General features: G+C 45.7%; 16 protein-coding genes. 12 read left to right on the forward strand and 4 right to left on the reverse strand.

The genetic code is table 11. The features are described 5' to 3' along the window. Positions 1-1,149: a galactonate dehydratase gene (gene dgoD, locus DXC51_RS07320; protein ID WP_117544193.1), complete on the forward strand. Its 1,149-nt coding sequence runs from the start codon at positions 1-3 to the stop codon at positions 1,147-1,149. 131 nt (positions 1,150-1,280) lie between these two features. Here the strand turns inward: dgoD and DXC51_RS07325 are convergent, their stop codons facing one another. The 4 genes from DXC51_RS07325 to DXC51_RS07340 all read right to left on the reverse strand — a co-directional run bounded on the left by DXC51_RS07325 (position 1,281) and on the right by DXC51_RS07340 (position 4,973). Further along, a complete protein-coding gene (locus tag DXC51_RS07325; protein ID WP_117544194.1) occupies positions 1,281-2,561 on the reverse strand; it encodes a Gfo/Idh/MocA family protein in 1,281 nt (426 codons plus the stop codon). A gap of 65 nt (positions 2,562-2,626) precedes the next feature. Further along, the gene (locus DXC51_RS07330) at positions 2,627-3,235 is read right to left on the reverse strand and encodes an HAD family hydrolase (RefSeq protein ID WP_102289395.1); all 609 of its coding nucleotides are present in this window, start codon (positions 3,233-3,235) and stop codon (positions 2,627-2,629) included. Further along, complete coding sequence (locus tag DXC51_RS07335; protein WP_021638004.1) at positions 3,232-4,155, reverse strand: LysR family transcriptional regulator; 924 nt, start codon at positions 4,153-4,155, stop codon at positions 3,232-3,234. Before DXC51_RS07335 ends, DXC51_RS07330 begins: the two co-directional genes overlap by 4 nt. 134 nt (positions 4,156-4,289) lie before the next feature. Further along, entirely contained in the window at positions 4,290-4,973 is a 684-nt protein-coding gene (locus DXC51_RS07340; RefSeq protein ID WP_021638005.1) for a phosphoribosylaminoimidazolesuccinocarboxamide synthase, read from the reverse strand. A 464-nt stretch (positions 4,974-5,437) separates the two neighbouring features. Between DXC51_RS07340 and DXC51_RS07345 the strand changes: the two genes are divergently transcribed. The 11 genes from DXC51_RS07345 (at position 5,438) to DXC51_RS07390 (ending at position 18,978) form a co-directional block, all read left to right on the forward strand. Next, entirely contained in the window at positions 5,438-7,429 is a 1,992-nt protein-coding gene (locus tag DXC51_RS07345; protein ID WP_021638007.1) for a helicase-related protein, read from the forward strand. Between the two features lie 208 nt (positions 7,430-7,637). Continuing rightward, entirely contained in the window at positions 7,638-8,282 is a 645-nt protein-coding gene (locus DXC51_RS07350) for a TetR/AcrR family transcriptional regulator (protein WP_181970049.1), read from the forward strand. A gap of 55 nt (positions 8,283-8,337) precedes the next feature. After that, positions 8,338-9,069 (forward strand): hypothetical protein, encoded by a 732-nt coding sequence (locus DXC51_RS07355; RefSeq protein WP_117544196.1) that lies wholly within the window; start codon positions 8,338-8,340, stop codon positions 9,067-9,069. A gap of 62 nt (positions 9,070-9,131) precedes the next feature. Further along, positions 9,132-9,290: a hypothetical protein gene (locus DXC51_RS29465; protein WP_181970050.1), complete on the forward strand. Its 159-nt coding sequence runs from the start codon at positions 9,132-9,134 to the stop codon at positions 9,288-9,290. A 320-nt stretch (positions 9,291-9,610) separates the two neighbouring features. Next, positions 9,611-10,084: a hypothetical protein gene (locus tag DXC51_RS07360; protein WP_117544197.1), complete on the forward strand. Its 474-nt coding sequence runs from the start codon at positions 9,611-9,613 to the stop codon at positions 10,082-10,084. 104 nt (positions 10,085-10,188) lie between these two features. After that, a complete protein-coding gene (locus DXC51_RS07365; RefSeq protein WP_025489204.1) occupies positions 10,189-10,755 on the forward strand; it encodes a hypothetical protein in 567 nt (188 codons plus the stop codon). Positions 10,756-10,820: 65 nt separating this feature from the next. After that, the gene (locus DXC51_RS07370; protein WP_025489205.1) at positions 10,821-11,099 is read left to right on the forward strand and encodes a hypothetical protein; all 279 of its coding nucleotides are present in this window, start codon (positions 10,821-10,823) and stop codon (positions 11,097-11,099) included. Positions 11,100-11,239: 140 nt separating this feature from the next. Then, a complete protein-coding gene (locus DXC51_RS07375; protein ID WP_117530472.1) occupies positions 11,240-11,578 on the forward strand; it encodes a hypothetical protein in 339 nt (112 codons plus the stop codon). Between the two features lie 261 nt (positions 11,579-11,839). Then, positions 11,840-14,017, forward strand: coding sequence for a thioredoxin domain-containing protein (locus DXC51_RS07380; RefSeq protein WP_117530471.1), 2,178 nt, complete (start codon positions 11,840-11,842; stop codon positions 14,015-14,017). Positions 14,018-14,292: 275 nt separating this feature from the next. Then, positions 14,293-17,022 (forward strand): AAA domain-containing protein, encoded by a 2,730-nt coding sequence (locus DXC51_RS07385; protein WP_117530470.1) that lies wholly within the window; start codon positions 14,293-14,295, stop codon positions 17,020-17,022. Positions 17,023-17,256: 234 nt separating this feature from the next. Beyond that, positions 17,257-18,978 carry an AAA family ATPase gene (locus DXC51_RS07390; RefSeq protein WP_117530469.1) on the forward strand — a complete coding sequence of 574 codons (1,722 nt, stop codon included), beginning with the start codon at positions 17,257-17,259 and terminating at the stop codon, positions 18,976-18,978. Positions 18,979-19,191: the final 213 nt, after the last annotated feature.

The following is a 19,191-nucleotide window of genomic DNA, read 5'->3' on the forward strand; positions in this document are numbered from 1 at the left end:
ATGAAAATTACAAAGGTGAATACCTATTTGGTACGGCCCAGATGGGGCTTTGTGGAGATCGAAACGGATGAGGGAATCACCGGATGGGGAGAAGCTGTCCTGGAGGGACATGCGGGGACAGTGCTGCGCTGTGTGGAGGAAATGGAGGATTATCTCCTGCAGGCAGACCCTTCGCGGATTGAAGATATCTGGACAACGCTGTACAGGGCGGGCTTTTACCGGGGCGGCGGCATTATGATGAGCGCCATTTCCGGAATTGACCAGGCGCTGTGGGATATTAAGGGAAAGATGTTTCAGGCGCCGGTATATGAGCTGATGGGCGGCACCTGCAGGGATAAAATGCGGGTGTATTCCTGGGTTGGCGGAGACCGCCCTTCGGATGTGGGCAAAGCGGCCAGGGAAAAGCTGGAGGAAGGCTTTACCGCGGTTAAGATGAACGCAACGGAAGAGCTGCAGATGATTGATTCCTATGACAAAATTGATGCCGTATTGGAGCGGGTGGCGGCGATCAGGGAGTCCTGCGGAAGGGCGTTCGGGATTGCCATAGATTTCCACGGACGCGTGCATAAGCCAATGGCTAAGGTTCTGGCGAAAAAGCTGGAGGAATTTGACCCGATGTTTCTGGAGGAGCCGGTTTTGTGTGAAAATATGGAAGCCTTTGCAGAGATAGCGGCAGCGTGCAATATCCCCATTGCCACAGGGGAACGCCTGTATTCCCGGTGGGATTTCAAACGCCTTCTGCATGCGGGCGGCGTGGATATTATCCAGCCTGACCTGTCCCATGCCGGCGGCATTACGGAGGTGAAAAAAATCGCGTCTATGGCAGAGGCGTACGATGTGGCCCTCGCGCCCCACTGCCCTCTGGGGCCGATAGCCCTGGCCGCCTGCCTGAATGTGGATGCCACCTGCTATAATGCGGTAATTCAGGAGCAGAGCATCGGCATTCATTACAATGTGGGGAAAAGTGTCCTGGATTACGTGAATAACCGGGAGGATTTTGCATTTACGGACGGCTTTGTCAGCCTGCCCCGGAAACCGGGCCTTGGTGTGGAGGTAAATAAGGAGCTGGTGGAGGAAGAAAACCGCACGCCCCATAACTGGAAAAATCCTGTATGGAGACATGCGGACGGTTCCATTGCCGAGTGGTAGGGCGGCTAAGGATTCATCGTGGAATTGTTGGGGCGGAGGAGAATCCATCGTGGAATAGGCAGGGCAGCAGAAAATACATCAGAGAATTGGTAAAGAAGCAAAAATTAAATGGGGAATCAGGAGGAACGCAGTCAATACCTCACTGATTCCCCTCCTTTTTCCCGTGATTCTTCCGCAAGAAAGACCAGCCTGTGTCCCACCATGGAGTCTGCCAGTGTGGTGCAGCAAAAAGAGGCGGCCTCGCCGCGCAGCAAAGAGAAAAAGTCCTGCACGACGGCCTGATCCCCATTCCCGTGAGGATTGCCGAGCTGGTCGGCGGAGACATCGACGATGCGGCTGAGCTGCCCTCCCGGATGCTCCGGCTTTATGAGGCGCACCAAAAACTGCTGGCTTTCAAAATTGCCGATAATCTCACCCTTTGTGCCGGTAATATGGATATTCCTGCCGGAAGCCGCTGCCCCGCCGTTCATGGAGAAGGTGCCGGTGGCCCCGTCGGAAAATGCGATCAGGATGGACTGATGATCAACGATTTTCAGCCCGCAGCGGTAGACACAGCGGCTGTAGGGGTTATCGGCTTCGGACAGCAGCCTTATTTTTTCCTCCGCTGTGGGCTGAGAAACCCCGCTGTCATGCCAGATGTTATTTGCCCACCGCTGGGGATTTTCGATATAAAGCCTTTTGGCGGAATATGTACAGCTTCGTTCGGCAGGACAGTTGTTTAGACAATGGGTACCGGCATTTTCAGGGGCCATTTCCGGGATAAACTGAAAGACGGAACCGACGCTGGCCACGGTCTTCGGGAGATTTCCCTTCATCAGCCAGGCCATGATATCCAGATCGTGGCTGCATTTGGATAAAAGCATTCCTGAGCCGCACAATTCCGGCGAGGCATATTTTCCCCGCACGTAGGAAACGGACTCATGGAAATAGCTGACCTGTTCATTCATCTGGATATTAATGATCCGCCCAATTTCACCGCTTCCCAATATCTTCCTGATTTCCCTGTAAAAAGGTGCATAGCGGAGCACATGGCAGATCATGACGGTCCGTTTGGTCTCATCGGCGCACCGCAAAAGGGCATCGGCTTCCTGCTGATTTACAGCAAAGGGCTTTTCCAGAAGCACATCGTAGCCTTTTTTGAGCAGTGGGATCGTTGTTGCCACATGCAGACGGTCCATGGTACAGTTAATCACGGCATCCGCAAATTTGGGGACAGCGGTAAGCTCTTCCACCGTCCTGAAGCAATGGCTGTCTGGAACATGAAAAAGCTGCTGCGCCGCATGTACCCTTTCCTGATTGATGTCAACAATGCCGGCGATGGTAAAAAGCTCAGGATGCGATAAGGCCTCCCCTGCATAAATCATTGCCCGTGCGCCCATGCCGACGACGATCACTTTTACCGGATTTATCATATAGGAAAATCTCCTTTGTGTTTTTGACAGACAGAAGGGTATTTAGGGTTAAAAAGATAAGTGCTTCAGCCGGCCCCAACGCCCAGTTTCTTAAGTTCCTCCCGAGCCTGCGCCTGGTTTTCGAACCGGAAGGCATGGATCCCGATGGCCCTTGCCGCATCAACGTTAGGCTGTGTATCATCCATGAAAACGCATTCCCCGGGGGTTAAGTGATACCGGTCCAGAATCAGATGATAGATTTCCGGCATAGGCTTGATGAGCTTATCCTGAAAGGAAAGGATGCCGCCGTCCACATAGGGCAGAAAATCCAGCCCATGCCAGCATTCCCGCAAGGCCTTCTGTGAGAAATTGGAGAGGACCAGAATCTGGAAGCCCTCTGCCTTCAGCTCTTTCACCCAGGGGATCGCATAGTCATATTTTGTTACCAGGCCATGGAAATCATCCAATGCCTTTCGGATTTCCGTTTCAATTTCAGGGTCGTTTGCAACGAAACGCTGCAGGATTTCCTCATCGGTCAGGCAGCCCCTGTCATATTCCTTCCAGACCTCGCTTCTGACCGTGGCATCGGCGAGACGCTCAATCATTTCCCCGCCGAAGCCCTGCCCCTCATAAAAAGTGCGCCAGTCAAAGCCGGCCAGCACGCCTCCGATATCAAATATAATTGTCTTGATCATTTTATTTCTCCTCGTTTCAATGTATCCTTCATCATTTCCAGAAGCGCTGCCGCGGCCAGGCTTTTCCGGCTTCTTTCATCCGTCACCACAAGAAAATCCCGCACCGGCACCGGCTCTTCGAATTTCAGTTCCATCAGCTCCCCGCTGGCAAGCTCCTGCGCCGCAAAGTCCCGCACAACGCTTCCCACACCCAGATTGCGCAGCGCAAACTGAACGATCATATCGCTGGTTGCCAGTTCAAATTCCGGATTAATGCGGACGCCTCTTTCTTCCAGGAAGCTCTGCACATATTTCCTTGTGCTGGTGGGCTTCTCCATGGTGATTAACGGGAGCTGCTCCAGAAGCTTTAAGGGATGCGTCTTTCCTGCATACTGGGAAAAATTTTTCCCTATAACGAAAATATCTTCTATTTCCTTCACAGGAAGCATGCCGATGCCGTCTTCCGGCAGAATCGGCCCGGACACTACGCCGAAGTCAATTTTCCCTTCCCGCAGAAGGTCCATGGTGGCGGGCGTCGGCCCGTTTGTCACAGAAACCTTGATTCCCGGATTTTTTTCATGGAAGCGTTCCAGATAGGGGAGCAGGAAAAAACGCAGCGTCATATCGGAAGCGCCGATGGTGATTTCCCCACGTTCCAGATTGCACATCTGCAGAATCCGTTTTTCCCCCGCCTCGAACTGTTCATAGCCCTTTTCCACATAGGAAAAAAGCTCCCGCCCTTCCGCTGTGGGGGTGATGCCGTGGGAGGTGCGTTTAACGAGTACCACGCCCAGCGCAGTCTCCAGCTGCTTCAGGCTCTGGCTCACCGCAGGCTGGGAGAGCGACAGCGCGCCGGCGGCCTGGGTGACCGAGCCGCATTTGACCACATGATAAAATACTTTATAATATTCCAGATTTGCCATCATAAAAAAATCCCTCATACCAGGCCGTTTTCCTTGGCTGCCATCCTTTCAGACGGCAGCCTGTAACGAACTTCAGTATAAGGGATTATGTCTGTTTCTGTCAAATGCAACAGTGTGGATAACTGTAATGCAGAACGGATAAGGGATGCTTATTATGCAAGAATCATCTTGGTAAGATCCATGGGATCTACGATCTTTCCGTCCTTGTAAACTCTCATATTGCCGCTGGCGATTTCGTCGATCAGGATAACCTCGCCGTTCTTGTCATAGCCGAACTCAAACTTGATGTCATACAGATCCATGCCCTTCTTCGCAAGATCATCGGCAACGACCTTTGTGATAGCCAGAGTCTGCTCTTTCATGCTGTCGTACATTTCGGGAGTCATAACGCCCAGCACTGCCAGTGCATCCTTTGTTACCAGCGGATCGCCCTTTGCGTCATCCTTGAAGGTAGTCTCAACATAGCCGCCTTCAATGCGGGTGCCGTCTTCCATATATTCGCCGTAACGGCGGATAAAGCTTCCGGTTGCTACCAGACGGCAGATTACTTCCAGGCCATGGCCAAATACGGTTGCAGGAAGAACTTCCATGGTGGCGTTTTCCACATCTGCGCTTACATAATGGGTTTTTACGCCGGCTGCCTTAAGCAGTTCGAAATAGTGAACGGAGGTTTTCAGGTTCTCTCTGCCGATGCCTTCGATTGTCAGGCCTACAGAGTTTTCACCGGGATCGAATTTTCCGTCTTTTCCGGTGCAGTCATCCTTGAATTTCAGCAGAACGTTGCCGTTTTCCAGCTGATAAACATCTTTTGTCTTACCTGTGTAAAGTTTTTCCATGATTTAAGACTCCTTTGTATGTTTTATTTTTTGTAAAAACGGTGGTTCAGGCCGCTTTCCGGGTCCGTTTACATTCATCATATTACAAAATTTAATATAAGTAAAATCAATAATTATTATATCTGATATTGGCTTTAATTATATCACTCTGTTGCATGCCTTTTCCCGCAGACAGCTGGGCAGCGGCAGATATTCCCGGCGGCTATAATTATAAAATATCTTTTTTGGGCGGTTGTGTCAATAAGTTTGCGGGAATATGGCCTGATTGTATTTTGTTGTCCCTTTTACTAGAAGGCGGCTGAGAAGATAGGATACCGGCAGCAACAGTATGGAGGTGATGGCTGTAGCTGACCTTCCTTTGCACAGTAATAATTTAGGATAGTAAGAACGGGCATGTTATGATAGAATAATGCCAATGGCGAAATGTCAGCTGAACGGAGTTTTTGGATAAGAGGAAGGTTTTTATGGTACAGAATGAAAAGCTGGTGCAGTTTTACTATTTGCAGTACAAGGAATGCGCTGCCAGGCTGAAGAAGAAAAACAACGATGGGAAAAAGAATTACGAGGAGAGAATCACGCGGCTGCTGCATGAGATGCGGAATGTGAAGACCACAAAGCTCAGCCAGCCGCATTTGGAGGAATACCACAGGCAGATACGGAATCTGTCCTATTATGCGTTCCGGCAGAACAACCAGTTTGCGATCATGGAGATCCGGGATCTTCTGATGAAGGAGCTGGTGCGACTTGATCTCTCGGACATGCGGCCGGAGGAGCAGGAGCTGATTACAGTGAAGTTCCTGGAGTTCCTGCGGGAAGAGAAGCCCTTTGAGATCTGCAAGAGAAGCATAAAAAGCCTGTCGAAAAGCTACGCGGAATCAGGAATTAAAAACCAGATCATAGATATGGTTCCCACCAGGCCGGAAATGGAATTTCCCCAGGCCCTGGAAATGAAACGGAAATTCATCCTCCATATCGGCCCGACCAACTGCGGTAAAACCTATCAGGCGCTGGAGCGTCTCAGGGAAGCGCAGAACGGTGTCTACCTGGGGCCGCTGCGCCTTCTTGCGCTGGAGGTCTATGAAAAGATGAAGGAGTACCGGATCCCATGCACCATGCTGACCGGGGAGGAACGTATCTATGAGGAAAACAGCAGGATTATTTCCTCCACGGTGGAAATGCTTGATATAGATCAGAAATACGATGTGGCGGTCATTGATGAGGCGCAGATGATTGCCGATCCGGACAGGGGGCATTCCTGGACGAGGGCAATCCTGGGCGTCCAGGCGCCGGAGGTGCATGTCTGCATGAGCCCGGCGGCGGAAAAGGCAGTTATCCATCTGATCAGCCTGTGCGGCGACACCTGTGAAACCCGCAGGTATGAGCGCAAGACAAAGCTGGTATGTGAGGACGAGGCCTTCCGGTTTCCGGAAGATGTGCAGGAGGGCGACGCGCTGATTGTTTTTACAAAAAGGGCGGTGCTGGACATCGCTGGCCGCCTGGAAAGAATGGGCGTCCGGGCAAGCGTCATCTACGGCAGCCTCCCCCCGGAAATCAGGCGGCGCCAGATCCGTATGTTTTCCGGCCACGAAACCAAGGTGGTGGTTGCCACGGACGCTATCGGCATGGGGCTGAACCTTCCGGTAAAAAGGATTGTTTTCGTCCATACCAGCAAATTCGACGGGAAGAATACGCGTCCCCTGCTGGCTGCGGAGATCAAGCAGATCGGCGGCAGGGCGGGAAGATATGGCATTTATGATACCGGCTATGTGAACGCGGTGGGCCAGGAAGGCCTTGATTATATTAAGGAGCATTTCGATGAAAAGGAACCGGATGTGTCCTGTGTAAGCCTGGGCTTTCCCCAGGTCCTGCTTGATATGGACGAGCCGCTGGATGCGATTTTAAAAATCTGGAAATCCGTGGCGACGGAGCCGCCCTTTGAAAAAATAAGTATCGAGGATATGCTGTTTTTATATGAAAAGGCATACAGGGACCGGAAGGAAATCGACGGCTTTGAGGATAAGCATATGCTTTACCGCATGCTTACCTGCTCCATTGATATCAAAAACCGGGATATTGTAACGCTGTGGCTGTATTACTGCAAAACCTATACGGCGGATGCGTGCCTGCATTTCCCGGCCCTGATCATGTGCAGCGATTCAGGCCTTGCCCGGTATGAAACCTTCTATAAGATGCTGGATCTGTACTATCAGTTCTCCGTCCGCCTGGGCAAGAACATTGATCTGGAAAGGCTGGACAGGGAACGGGAAAAAACCGAAGAAACGATCATGCGCTATCTGGCGAAAAACAAAAAGGAGTATATCCAGAAATGCCAGTACTGCGGCAGCCTGCTTCCTCTTGGCGCATCCTTCCGTATCTGTGATAAGTGCTTTGCGGAAACACGCAAAAGCAAAGGCGGCAGGAGGCACCTGTGGACCGGTGCAACGGCAGGAGGCTGATAAAGAAAGAAGCAATCAGGAAAAATAAAACAGGAAAAGTTTCAGGAGGGTATATTTTTTAAAATATATCCTCTTTTCGTCTTTAGGAAGATGCTATTGCGGGCGGGCAGAAAAATGTACCCGTCAGGCTGCAAAGTAAAAATTGACGGTAAATTCAACTTATGCTACATTAAATACATACAGCATGTATCTAAAGGAGAAAAAAATTATGGGAAGGAATAAGTACCCGGAAATAACAGAAAACCGCATATTGGAAATGGCCATGAAGCTGTTTATTGAAAAGGGATATGAACGTACTACCTTACAGGATATAGCAGACGCCATAGGAATGACGCGGGGAGCAATTTATCACCATTTTAAGGACAAGGCGGAAATGGTCGAATCAGTTATGGCGTGCATGTTCCATAAAACTGTCCCTTACGAAGAGATAAAAAACAATAAGAAAATTTCCGCTTTGGAGAAAATCAGGCAGATTTTAATCTATGCGGTATCAGCTGACGAACAGGTTGACATGTATTTCCCATTATCAAGGTCATTGATCAATAACCCCAAACTTGCGGCCGCTTACATGGATTTTACAAAAAATAACCTGACAGTGATTTTTTGTGGATTAATTAAGGAAGGAATGAAGGATGGGAGCATATGGGTAAAGGAGCCGGAAATCATAGCGGAGCTGCTTGCCGTCGTCTTCAATATATGGATTTCCCCCATCATATTTATGGATGCAAAAGAAAAATTTACAGTTAAGTTAAGATATGCATCGGATATTCTTGAAAGCGTGGGCCTGCCGATTATGAACCAGGAAGTGGAGGGCGCATTTGAAAAGATAATTGCCGCGCTTCCGGAAAAATAGAGATACCGGTTTAATCTATAGAAACTATAATCACAGAAAAAAGGAGAGTTATAACATGGCACAGGAATATTTGGCACAGGAATCCAGTAAGGTGAATCGGACCTACAGGAAAACACTTTTCAGGCTGACCGCCGTATTTTTCATTCTTTTAGCGTTCATTTATTTTCTCGGGAGGAATTCATTTGATTTAAACGATCCATCTGGCCGGGAAATATTATTAATACTGAAGATACTTATTGGAATCATGCTGCTTGCCATAGTAGTTGGGTTATTCAGAACGAGACGCACTGCCATGAACGGCGAAAATTTATTCCTGCCCTTTGGGGAAGATACAAAAGAGGCCGTGGCAAAGAAGATCAACCAGGAAGCGGCGGAAGGAAAGCTTCTGGTGGAGGAGTATATTGATGAATTTGCCGAAGGAAAGGCGCCCCATGGAGAAAAAGTCACGCTGACGCCGTCTTATCTGTTGCTCGGCAGTGACCGAAATAAGATAACGGTAATCCCGCGTAATAAAATTTACTGGATTTGCGCACAGGTTGGGCAAAAGGGCGGCCCTTTTTATGTACGGCTGCTGATATTTACGGAAAATAAAATGTACGCCCTGACCGGAGTGGATATTGAACATGTGGAGAAGATTGCGGAAAAGCTGTATCAATACATACCAAACGTTTTCTGCGACTACGATCCATTTTTATTGTCCTATGAGCTGGAAAAGATCTTTGCCAAGGACCGGGCGGAGTTTGTGAAATTATATGAGATAGAGAAAGCGAAGCATGTAACAATGTAAGAAGCTTTATTGGAACGGGCAGGCCGCTGTTACTCAATATCAATAATGAGGTAAGCCCGGTTTTGTGTCTGGACATAATGAAAAGGCCTTCCATTGCCGGCGTAAAAGTTGGAGATGTGATTTATCCGGTGACGTTAGAGGATGGGATGCTGTTTGTGATGGCGAGGCTGCCAGTGGGCTGGTCACAAGGAAAGAGGAGCTTCCTGACGGAATTCATATAGAAGCATTACGGGAGCCAATTCCTCATCTTTGCCATCAGGAACCTTTTAATTGCTGTGCAAAGACGGCGGCGGGTGGAAAGCATGGCTCCAGTATTGGCCCCCGGCCTGTTCCCAGGGAGATGATACCAACACTCCGGTTTGGGCCTGGCAAGTCTAAGCAAAAGCCATTGAAGATAGACTCAAAAGGGGAATTAACGACAGTATCTATCGCTGGATTCGTCCATAAAATGAGCGACGAAACTCAGCAGGTTTTTGACTCTCTTTTTGGCGGATAACAAAACGCGTTTAAAAAGAATCTACAGATGAGGAAACTATAAACTATGAAAAAGGTAACGAAAACGCTCTCCCCTGAAGCATTTGAAGCCGTATGCAGCATTTGGGAGCAGCATATCAATGAATTTATCTTCCAGCTTTCTGACGGAAGTATCCCCACCTTAAGAAATGCGGAGTGGAGTGTGAGGAAAAAGCGCATTTTTGTATGTGAACCAGATCCGAATGGAAAGAAAAAACGCGGCGCATGCGGGCCATATTTCAGCTCATTCACCTCATTAAACCGTGCCGCGGCAGGTGCAGTATGGAAGTTATTTAAGAGATTTTCAAAAGAACATGGCTTAAATAGTCTGGAAAGGCTGCGGAACAATGAAAAGGAATTGGGCAGGTATGATTTCAGGGCATCGAACAGCGAAACAGAAGACGAATTTTCCTGCAGCATATATTTGCCGGGAGAATGGAACAAAGCGGGGATACACATATCCATGACCATCGGCCCGCGCTACAGGAACGAAGATTTATGAAACCGGCAGTTTCAATGGACGTTTTAGGTGCTGCAGTTTTATTGAAAATGGCGTATTCGGCGGCGAAGACATTTAAATATAACAGATAGTGGTACGGAGAAAATATGAAATATAAATTTACCGAAGTATTAAACGACCTTGTAAATTACTTTCTTCTCGGTGATATTCAGTTATTGGAAGAATGGAAAAAGGGAAACAACCTTTCGGATAATCTGGCAATGGAATTTACAACAACTGAAAGTGCGGAAGCGGCTGTTTGTAATGGCATCATACTTCCCATGGCTGGAATAGAAAACTATCCCTATACAATTTATTTTGATCTTGAAAATGAAACACCGGAATTGCTTGGAAGAGAAAGTCGCCTGCAATTCCGGCATGGCGGCTATTCCCTTAAGATTGCCAACAAAAAACTTATGTTGTTTACATGGCGAATCCTGGAACAATTTACTGCCAACAAGGTGGATGATTTAATCAGGGATTACTTACTTCGCAGGAAACCCATCATTGAACTTGAAAATGGATGGTACAGTATCGAGGTTTTAGGCGGGGAAACCTTGCAGGATGGTGAATATGAGCCTACCCTTGAGTTTTTAGTACACAGAACAGACGGACAGGAAGCTAAAAAGGTAAATATCAATGAAAGTTTTAAAATCCAAAGTTCCGCCTATTAAGCACGAGAGCAGCTTTCTTTAGTACTTACCAGGAGCGTCAGAGGGCCGCAAAGGAGCGAGAAAACATGTATCTGATTGCAGAAGTCATTTTTTACGCCGGACAACGCAAACAACTGCCCGCTGATGGGTATCGTCCGGATGCCGTATTTAGCGGATTGAACGAATACCGGGGCATTACTTTTACCGAACTGCCTATTGAAGGGTTTGATGCTCCGACCCCTGCCGCTATTAAATTTTCCTTTCAGGATGCCCATTACCAGGAAGTGGTTCCAGGGCAGGTCTTTAAGATCATGGAAGGCCTTCATCAAGTAGGGGAAGGAAGAATTATCTCAATAGAGAAATGAGATAATTCTTCCTTCCTTAATAATGCGTATGAATAAAATAATCATGGAAAAATCACGAAAATGGAGGGTGGTGATATGAGGGAGGGACAGTCTGCAGCGACCGGATTGATTAAAAAGTTTGAATTCTGCGGAGAAAGAGAATGAATGAAAAATATGTTTTTATTGATAGATGGTGTTATACAATGCCCGATACCGTCCCGGATGAAGATGGTATTATTGTTTTAATTTCAAAAAAATCTTTCGGTCCTTTGGAAGTCTACGAATGTGGCTTGGACAATAATCATAATCCCTATGAGCGTTATGAATGGCTTGAAAATGATTTGTATGAGGACGAAAAATATTGCAAAAATATTTCAGAAGAAGAATTACTGAAGCAAATTTTTGGCATTATTTCAATATTTAAAAGCAACGGATTATCTGACTGGATAAATTTTTATATGGAAATACTTGGCAGGCTGGCTCCGGGTCTGCCGGGCTGAACTGCTGTTACCCCTTTGCAGCGGAATAAAAATATTATGGTCAATACACCATCGGAAAACTCCTGTTCAGAACTTAAATACAAGCGTTGTCCTGGAATAATACATAAAGAGGGTTGCAGCTTACAGGACCGGACACGGTATTGACAGTATAATTTGGTAAAGACAGGGTTACGATATTAAAGAAAAAATAAATTTCAAATTATCTTGAAGGATATATTGGCGGCTGCAAATATATCCTTTTTTTAAGAAAGGGGTGGCCATATGGATAATACGAAAAATATTCCCAACAGGTTAATCCATGAAAAATCTCCTTATCTGCTGCAGCATGCATATAATCCGGTGCAGTGGTTCCCGTGGGGAGAGGAAGCATTTGAAAAAGCAAGGCAGGAAAACAAGCCTGTTTTCCTGTCTATTGGATACAGTACCTGTCATTGGTGCCATGTGATGGAGCAGGAATCGTTTGAAAATGAGGAAATTGCGGAGCTTTTAAACAGAGAGTATATCTGTGTGAAGGTGGACAGGGAGGAACGCCCGGACGTGGATGCAGTCTATATGTCGGTCTGTCAGGCCATGAACGGCCAGGGAGGCTGGCCTCTGACCATACTTATGGCACCGGACGGCAAGCCCTTTTTTTCAGGCACATATTTTCCGCCCCACGCGCGTTACGGAAGTCCTGGACTGGAAGAACTGCTGACCGCGGCAGCCGGGCAGTGGAGAACGCAGAAAGAAAGGCTTCTGGAAAGCGCGGAGCAGATAGCGGCGTATTTAAAAGAACAGGCACAGACAGGAAATCGGGCTGCGCCGGGGATGGATACGGTTCAGCAGGCCTTCCGCCAGTTTGCGGACAGCTTTGACCCGGAAAACGGAGGGTTCGGCGGCGCACCGAAATTTCCCACGCCCCACAACCTCATATTCCTGATGGAGTATGGAAAAAGGACGGAAAACAGGGAAGCATTGGCTATGGCGGAGACAACGCTTGTGCAGATGTACCGGGGCGGGATCTTCGACCATATCGGCGGCGGTTTTTCCAGATATTCCACGGATGAACGCTGGCTGGTCCCGCATTTTGAGAAAATGCTGTATGACAATGCGCTGCTTGCGATGGCTTATCTGGAAGCGTATGGGCAGACCGGACGCAAGCTGTATGAATGTGTGACCCGCAGTATTTTACAATATGTGGAAAGGGAGCTGACGGATGAAAACGGCGGTTTCTTCTGCGGGCAGGACGCGGACAGCGATGGCGTGGAGGGAAAGTATTATGTGTTTACGCCGGAGGAAATTAAGGCGGTTTTGGGAGATGAGGTGGGAGAGAAATTCTGCGCCCGGTATGGAATTTTTCCCGGTGGCAATTTTGAAGGAAAAAGTATCCCCAATCTGCTGGAGAATGAGGGATTTGAAGAAATCTGCGGGGTATTTGATGACGTAATGCATGAGAAAGGCCGGACGGAGGCCTGCGGGAAAAAATGTAAGAATATCCATGAGGAGCGATGGGGTATAGCGAATAGTGACGGCGGCTGCGGAAATGGTGCACAGGACTTAAGAACGCTGTATGAATACCGGCTGCGGCGGACACGGCTCCATAAGGATGACAAAATCCTTGTTTCCTGGAACGGTTTCATGATTTGCGCCTTTGCGAAGGCCGGGGCGGTGCTTGGCGAGGCAAGGTATGTGGATATGGCCGTGCGGGCTGAGGCTTTTCTCCGGGAGCGGCTTGTAAAAGATGGGCGTCTGCTGGTACGCTACCGGGACGGGGATGCTGCGGGAGAAGGGAAGCTGGAGGATTATGCCTGCTACAGCCTGGCCCTGCTGGCGCTTTACCGGGTAACCTTTCAGACGGATTATCTGAAGCGGGCAGCTGCCTGGGCTGAGTTGATGCTGGAACAGTTTTTTGACCGGGAAAACGGCGGCTGCTATCTGTATGCGAAAGACGGGGAACAGCTGATTGTGAGGACAAAGGAAATATATGACGGTGCGATGCCGTCAGGCAATTCCGTGGCGGCCCGGGTCCTGCAGCAGCTGGCACAGCTTACAGGTGATGATGAAATGCAGCAGGCGCTGGAAAAACAGCTGTATTTTCTGGCCGGATCCATGGCCGGATATCCGTCAGGGCACAGTTACGCACTACTGACAATCATGGATGTACTGTATCCAACAAAAGAACTGATATGTACGCTTTCCTCCGCCGTAGCCGGGGAAGAGCGCCGGAAGCTGCTGGCACAGCTTGGATATCTGGAGGAGACAGTCCCGGGGCTTGCTGTCCTTGTAAAAACGGAAGAGAATGGGAAGGAACTTTGTGAATTGGCGCCTTACACCAGGGATTACCCGGTGCCGGAGACGGGGGCACAGTTTTATTTATGTGTTGGCAGCGAATGCAGGCAGCCGACATCGGAGTTTGGGGAGGTGCTTCGGTGGCTGGGAAAGACTGCGGCAGATAAATGATAAAAAAGAAAGGGCGGTAAAGCTTAGGAAGAGCCGGAAATGAACCGGAGAATGATTCTCAGGCCTGCCGCCCTTTTCCTATTTTGAAACCCGCAGGTATATATCCATGTCCGGGATTGACGGCAGCAGCTTCAAGGTGTAAACTAAAAAACAATAATAACTGTCAGGATTATATGCCGGAAATATTACGAAAAGTACATATATGCTTTAGATTCAGATAGAAAGAAAATGATCATACAAAATTCAGATTATACGGTACACAAGAAAGAGCTGCCATGAATACTGCAAAGCAAATGATTATTGTTAAAAACGAAATAAAAACGAAAGATATACAATCTTGTAAATATAATCCTGACAATTCAAAGTGGGATATTGTTTATTATAACAGTTGTAAGGTATTCAGCTATGCATTTAGTAATGTTATATATTTAACAAATCCCATTATATTAAATCCGAATATGTACCGTATCAGCAGAGCTGGAAAAGTTTTTTTTAATATTCACGCGATTTATGTATTCCGTAAAGACAGCAGAGCATATTGGCATATATGTTTCCTGGATGGCAGTGAAAGGGATTATTCGCAGGAGGATTTAATAATAAATGAGTCCTGCCTGACAGATAATGAATCCAAAAATGTTTTTATCTATTTATCCCAGATAGCGAAAGTCAGTGAACTTGTAAATGAAAATACCGGTGAGAATATATTGGCAAAACGTTATGAAAAAATAGATTATATTGATAACAAAACATCGCTAGTCCCTTATTTGAATCCAAACAGGGGGCAGATAGCCCGAAGAAGGGAGAGTATCCCCATTTTTCCGTTTGGCTGTAATAAAAGTCAGTACCAAGCGGTGAAAAATGCGCTTGAAAACCAGATAAGCGTAATCCAGGGGCCTCCGGGGACAGGGAAAACGCAAACGATATTAAATATTATTGCAAATATTTTAATGCGGGGCCAAACTGTACAAATCGTTTCTAATAATAATGCCGCAATTGATAATGTCTATGAGAAACTGGCTTCGCCCCAATATAACCTTAGTTTTATAGCTGCTTCCCTTGGAAATGCGGAAAATAAAAAAACATTTATAAGTAATCAAAAATCATGCTATCCTGATTTATCGTCCTGGATTATGCAGGAACAGGATAAAATATCACTTGATGAGATAAAAAGCAGATCGCTTCAATTGCAGCAGTATTTTGAAAAACAAGAGAAGCTTGCATCCCTAAAGCAGGAATTGTCCCAGTTGGAACTGGAAATAAAGTATTTTGATGAATATCAGAAGGAAAGTGAAGCCAGTTTAGAGCTTCGTATAAAAAAACAAATTGACTCTGAGAAATTGATGGCATTATGGCAGGATTTTCAGACTTTCGCAGATAATAGCAGGAAACCGGGGATCCTGTTCAGATTAAAGAATATACTGCTATATGGTATTGGTGACTGGAATTTTTACAACCAGAATTTAACTGAAATAATCAATGCTTTGCAAAAACTTTTTTTAGGCTGCAGGCAGGATGAACTAAAAAAGGAAATTTCTCAGCTAACAGAAGAGATGCATAGTGTCAATCGTGACTTGACAGAGGAAATGTGCAGCCAGTCAATGAGAATATTGAAAGATGTGCTGGCAAGAAAATATGAAAATGGGAAAGAACGACAGATTTTTTCAGAAGTAGATTTATGGAAAAATCCCCAGGCAGTTCTTTCAGAATATCCGGTAGTGTTAAGCACAACGTTTTCTTCCAGAAGCAGTTTGAATGAAAATGTTGTATATGATTATTTAATTATGGACGAAGCGTCTCAGGTGGATGTGGCAACCGGTGCGCTGGCCTTGTCATGTGCAAAAAATGCAATAATTGTAGGTGATACAAAGCAATTGCCCAATGTCGTGCCAAATGAGGCAAAGCAGCAGGCAGATGCGGTCTTTCAAAATTTTCATATCGGGGAGGGATACAGGTTTTCTAAAAGCTTTCTGCAATCCATTCTTGAGGTGCTGCCCAATGTAACACAGGTATTGCTTCGGGAGCATTACAGGTGCCATCCTAAAATCATTAATTTCTGTAATCAGAAATTTTACGGCGGCGAATTGATTATTATGACAGAAGATAAGGGAGAAAAGGATGTTCTCGCAGCTGTGAAAACAAAAAAAGGGAACCATGTAAGAGAACATTACAGCCAACGGCAGATTGATGTAATTAAAAATGAAGTGATTCCCGTACTGAATACGGAACCGAATAAAATCGGTATCATAACACCTTATAAAAAACAGGTTTCGGCTTTGCAGACAGATATTGCCGGTATTGAAATAGCTACTGTACATAAGTTTCAGGGGAGGGAGAAGGATACAGTTATTATCTCTACTGTTGATGATGAAATATCTGATTTCGTGGATGATCCTTATCTTTTAAATGTTGCGGTATCCAGGGCAAAGAGAAAACTGATTTTGGTGGTATCAGGGAATGAACAATCACCGGAGCGTAATATATGTGATTTGATTGCTTATATCCGGTATAATAATTTTGAAGTTCAGGAAAGTAATATTTTTTCCATATTTGATTATTTATATAAACAATATACGGAAGCCAGACGCGTATATCTCCTAAAGCATAAAAAAATTTCAGTATATGATTCCGAAAATCTTATGTATGCGCTTATTACCGATATTTTTAAGGAAAAAGCATGTTCAGGCCTGGATGTTGTATGCCATACCCCTTTGCGAATGCTGCTTAAAAATCTCAGTCTGCTGAATGACAGAGAATGTGAATATGCTATGAATCCGGCCACTCATCTGGATTTCCTTATTTTTAACAGAATCAGCAAACAGCCTGTTCTGGTCGTTGAAGTGGATGGTTATGATTTCCATAATGAGGGAACCGTACAGGCGTCCAGAGATGGCTTAAAGGATCGGATATTGGAAATGTATGGAATACCTATGGTCAGATTCCGGACAAATGGGAGCCGTGAAAGAGAAATCCTTATTGATAAATTAAAAGATTATGCAGTCTGCTGAAGGAAAGTGCAATTATCAGAATGATTTCGCTTCTTTTAAATACGTTTTACCCTTTTTTTCAACGCTTTTGTTTCCCCATGCATTTAGAGTATAATAGCAGCAGTTGAATACCTATCGTCAGCTTCCTTTCAGCGGGGATACTGCGATGTGCCTGAGAACGAAAAGAACGTGATTTATAAAATTGAAAAAAGGCATGAGTAAGGTATAATCGGTTTAAAGAAAGTGAGGTATTATATGAGGCCATTTCCGATTGGAATTGATGATTTCAGGAAGCTCAGGGAAAATGATTACTACTATGCCGATAAAACCATGTTTATTAAAGAATTTTTGGATAACAGAGGAGAGGTAAGGCTTTTTACGCGTCCAAGGAGATTTGGTAAGACTCTTGGCATCAGTATGCTGAAATATTTTTTTGAAGATGAATGCGGTGCCAGGGAAAACAGATATCTTTTTGAAGGACTGGAAATCATGGAAGCCGGAGAGAAATACCTGAAGTATATGGGGAAGTATCCGGTTATCAGCTTGTCCATGAAAACGTCAAAACAGCCCAGTTTTAAAATGGCGTATGAATGTCTGCAGGATGAAATTGCCCAAGAGTTTGACCGCCATAGTTTGGTCCTTGCCAGTGATAAACTGAATGAAGCTGAAAAAAAACAGTATAGGGAAATGATGAATAAACAAGGGCCGGATTCCGTGTGGGCTAAGGCACTGGACTTTTTATCAAGATGTCTGAAGAAAGTCTATCAACAAAATGTAATTATTCTTTTGGACGAGTATGATGTTCCGCTGGAAAATGCATATTTACGTGGTTTTTACGGAAAAATGACCGATTTTATCCGCTCACTTTTTGAATCAGCTCTTAAATCAAATCCTAATCTGGAATTCGCAGTCATAACGGGATGCATAGTCTCGGCTAAAGCCGATCCATTGGGAGAATCTTCGATTCTCCGCTGCAGGGGTAAAGAAAGTATTTTTACCGGCTTAAATAATCTGGAAATTATATCGCTTATGAACCATAATTATGCAGAACATTTTGGGTTTACACAGTCAGAGGTTGAGCATCTTCTGGCGGCCTATGGACTGCAGGAAAAGCAGCAGGAAGTGCAGCAGTGGTATGACGGATATCTTTTTGGGGGTACAGAAGTTTATAATCCATGGAGCGTACTGAATTATGTAAAGGCGGCGGTGTCGTCACCGCAGGCTTTTCCTCAGACATATTGGGCTAACACTTCTTCAAATGATATTGTCAAAAAATTAGTAGAACTGGCAGATGGAAGCATCAGGCAGGAAATGGAGTCTTTGATAGAAGGAGGAACTATTGAAAAGCCTGTACACGAAGAAATTACCTATGATGAGGTATATAAATCTGAGGATAATCTATGGAACTTTCTTTTCTTTACAGGTTATTTGAAAAAACAGGGAGAGCGCTTTGACGGAGAAACATTGTATCTGACGCTGGCAATTCCCAACACGGAAGTAAAGTTGATTTACCGCAACACCATTCTTGACTGGTTTGATGAAAAAATCAGACAGAAGGATCTGACCGGTATTTATAATGCACTTCTGAAAAAAGACACACAGCTGCTGGAGATAGAACTGTCAAAGAATCTGATGGAAACAATCAGTTTCTATGACTACAGGGAAGATTATTATCATGGATTCTTAGGCGGGCTTCTGAAAATGATGGATGGTTATACTATAAAGTCAAACAGAGAGAGCGGTCTTGGAAGAAGCGATCTCCTGCTTTTGTCAGCTCCCTATATTGGGAAAGCAATTATTATAGAACTTAAAGTAGCAGATACTTTTGCCATGCTGGATGAGACAGCGGCTGTTGCTCTGGAACAGATTAGGGAAAAGCAGTATGGCGCAGAGCTTATGCTTGAGGGGTATCGGACCTTTACTTATTATGGGATTGCATTCTATAAAAAAACCTGCAGGGTTTTGACTGAAGCATAACGCAAGAAGGTTTTCCAGACAATAAATGAATAACAGGTTTGCTGCATCAGGAATTAGTACTTAACATGGAATATAAGGCATTTAAAAAGTGAAAATAGCGGATAGCAAAAAGGAACGGTGTTACTTGACCGTTCCTTTTATAAATTATACTTTTTAATCCGTTTTTATGTGATTTTACATACCTTATTATTTTCGCACTCCCAAAATTTCAGC

Source organism: Eisenbergiella massiliensis (assembly GCF_003435485.1).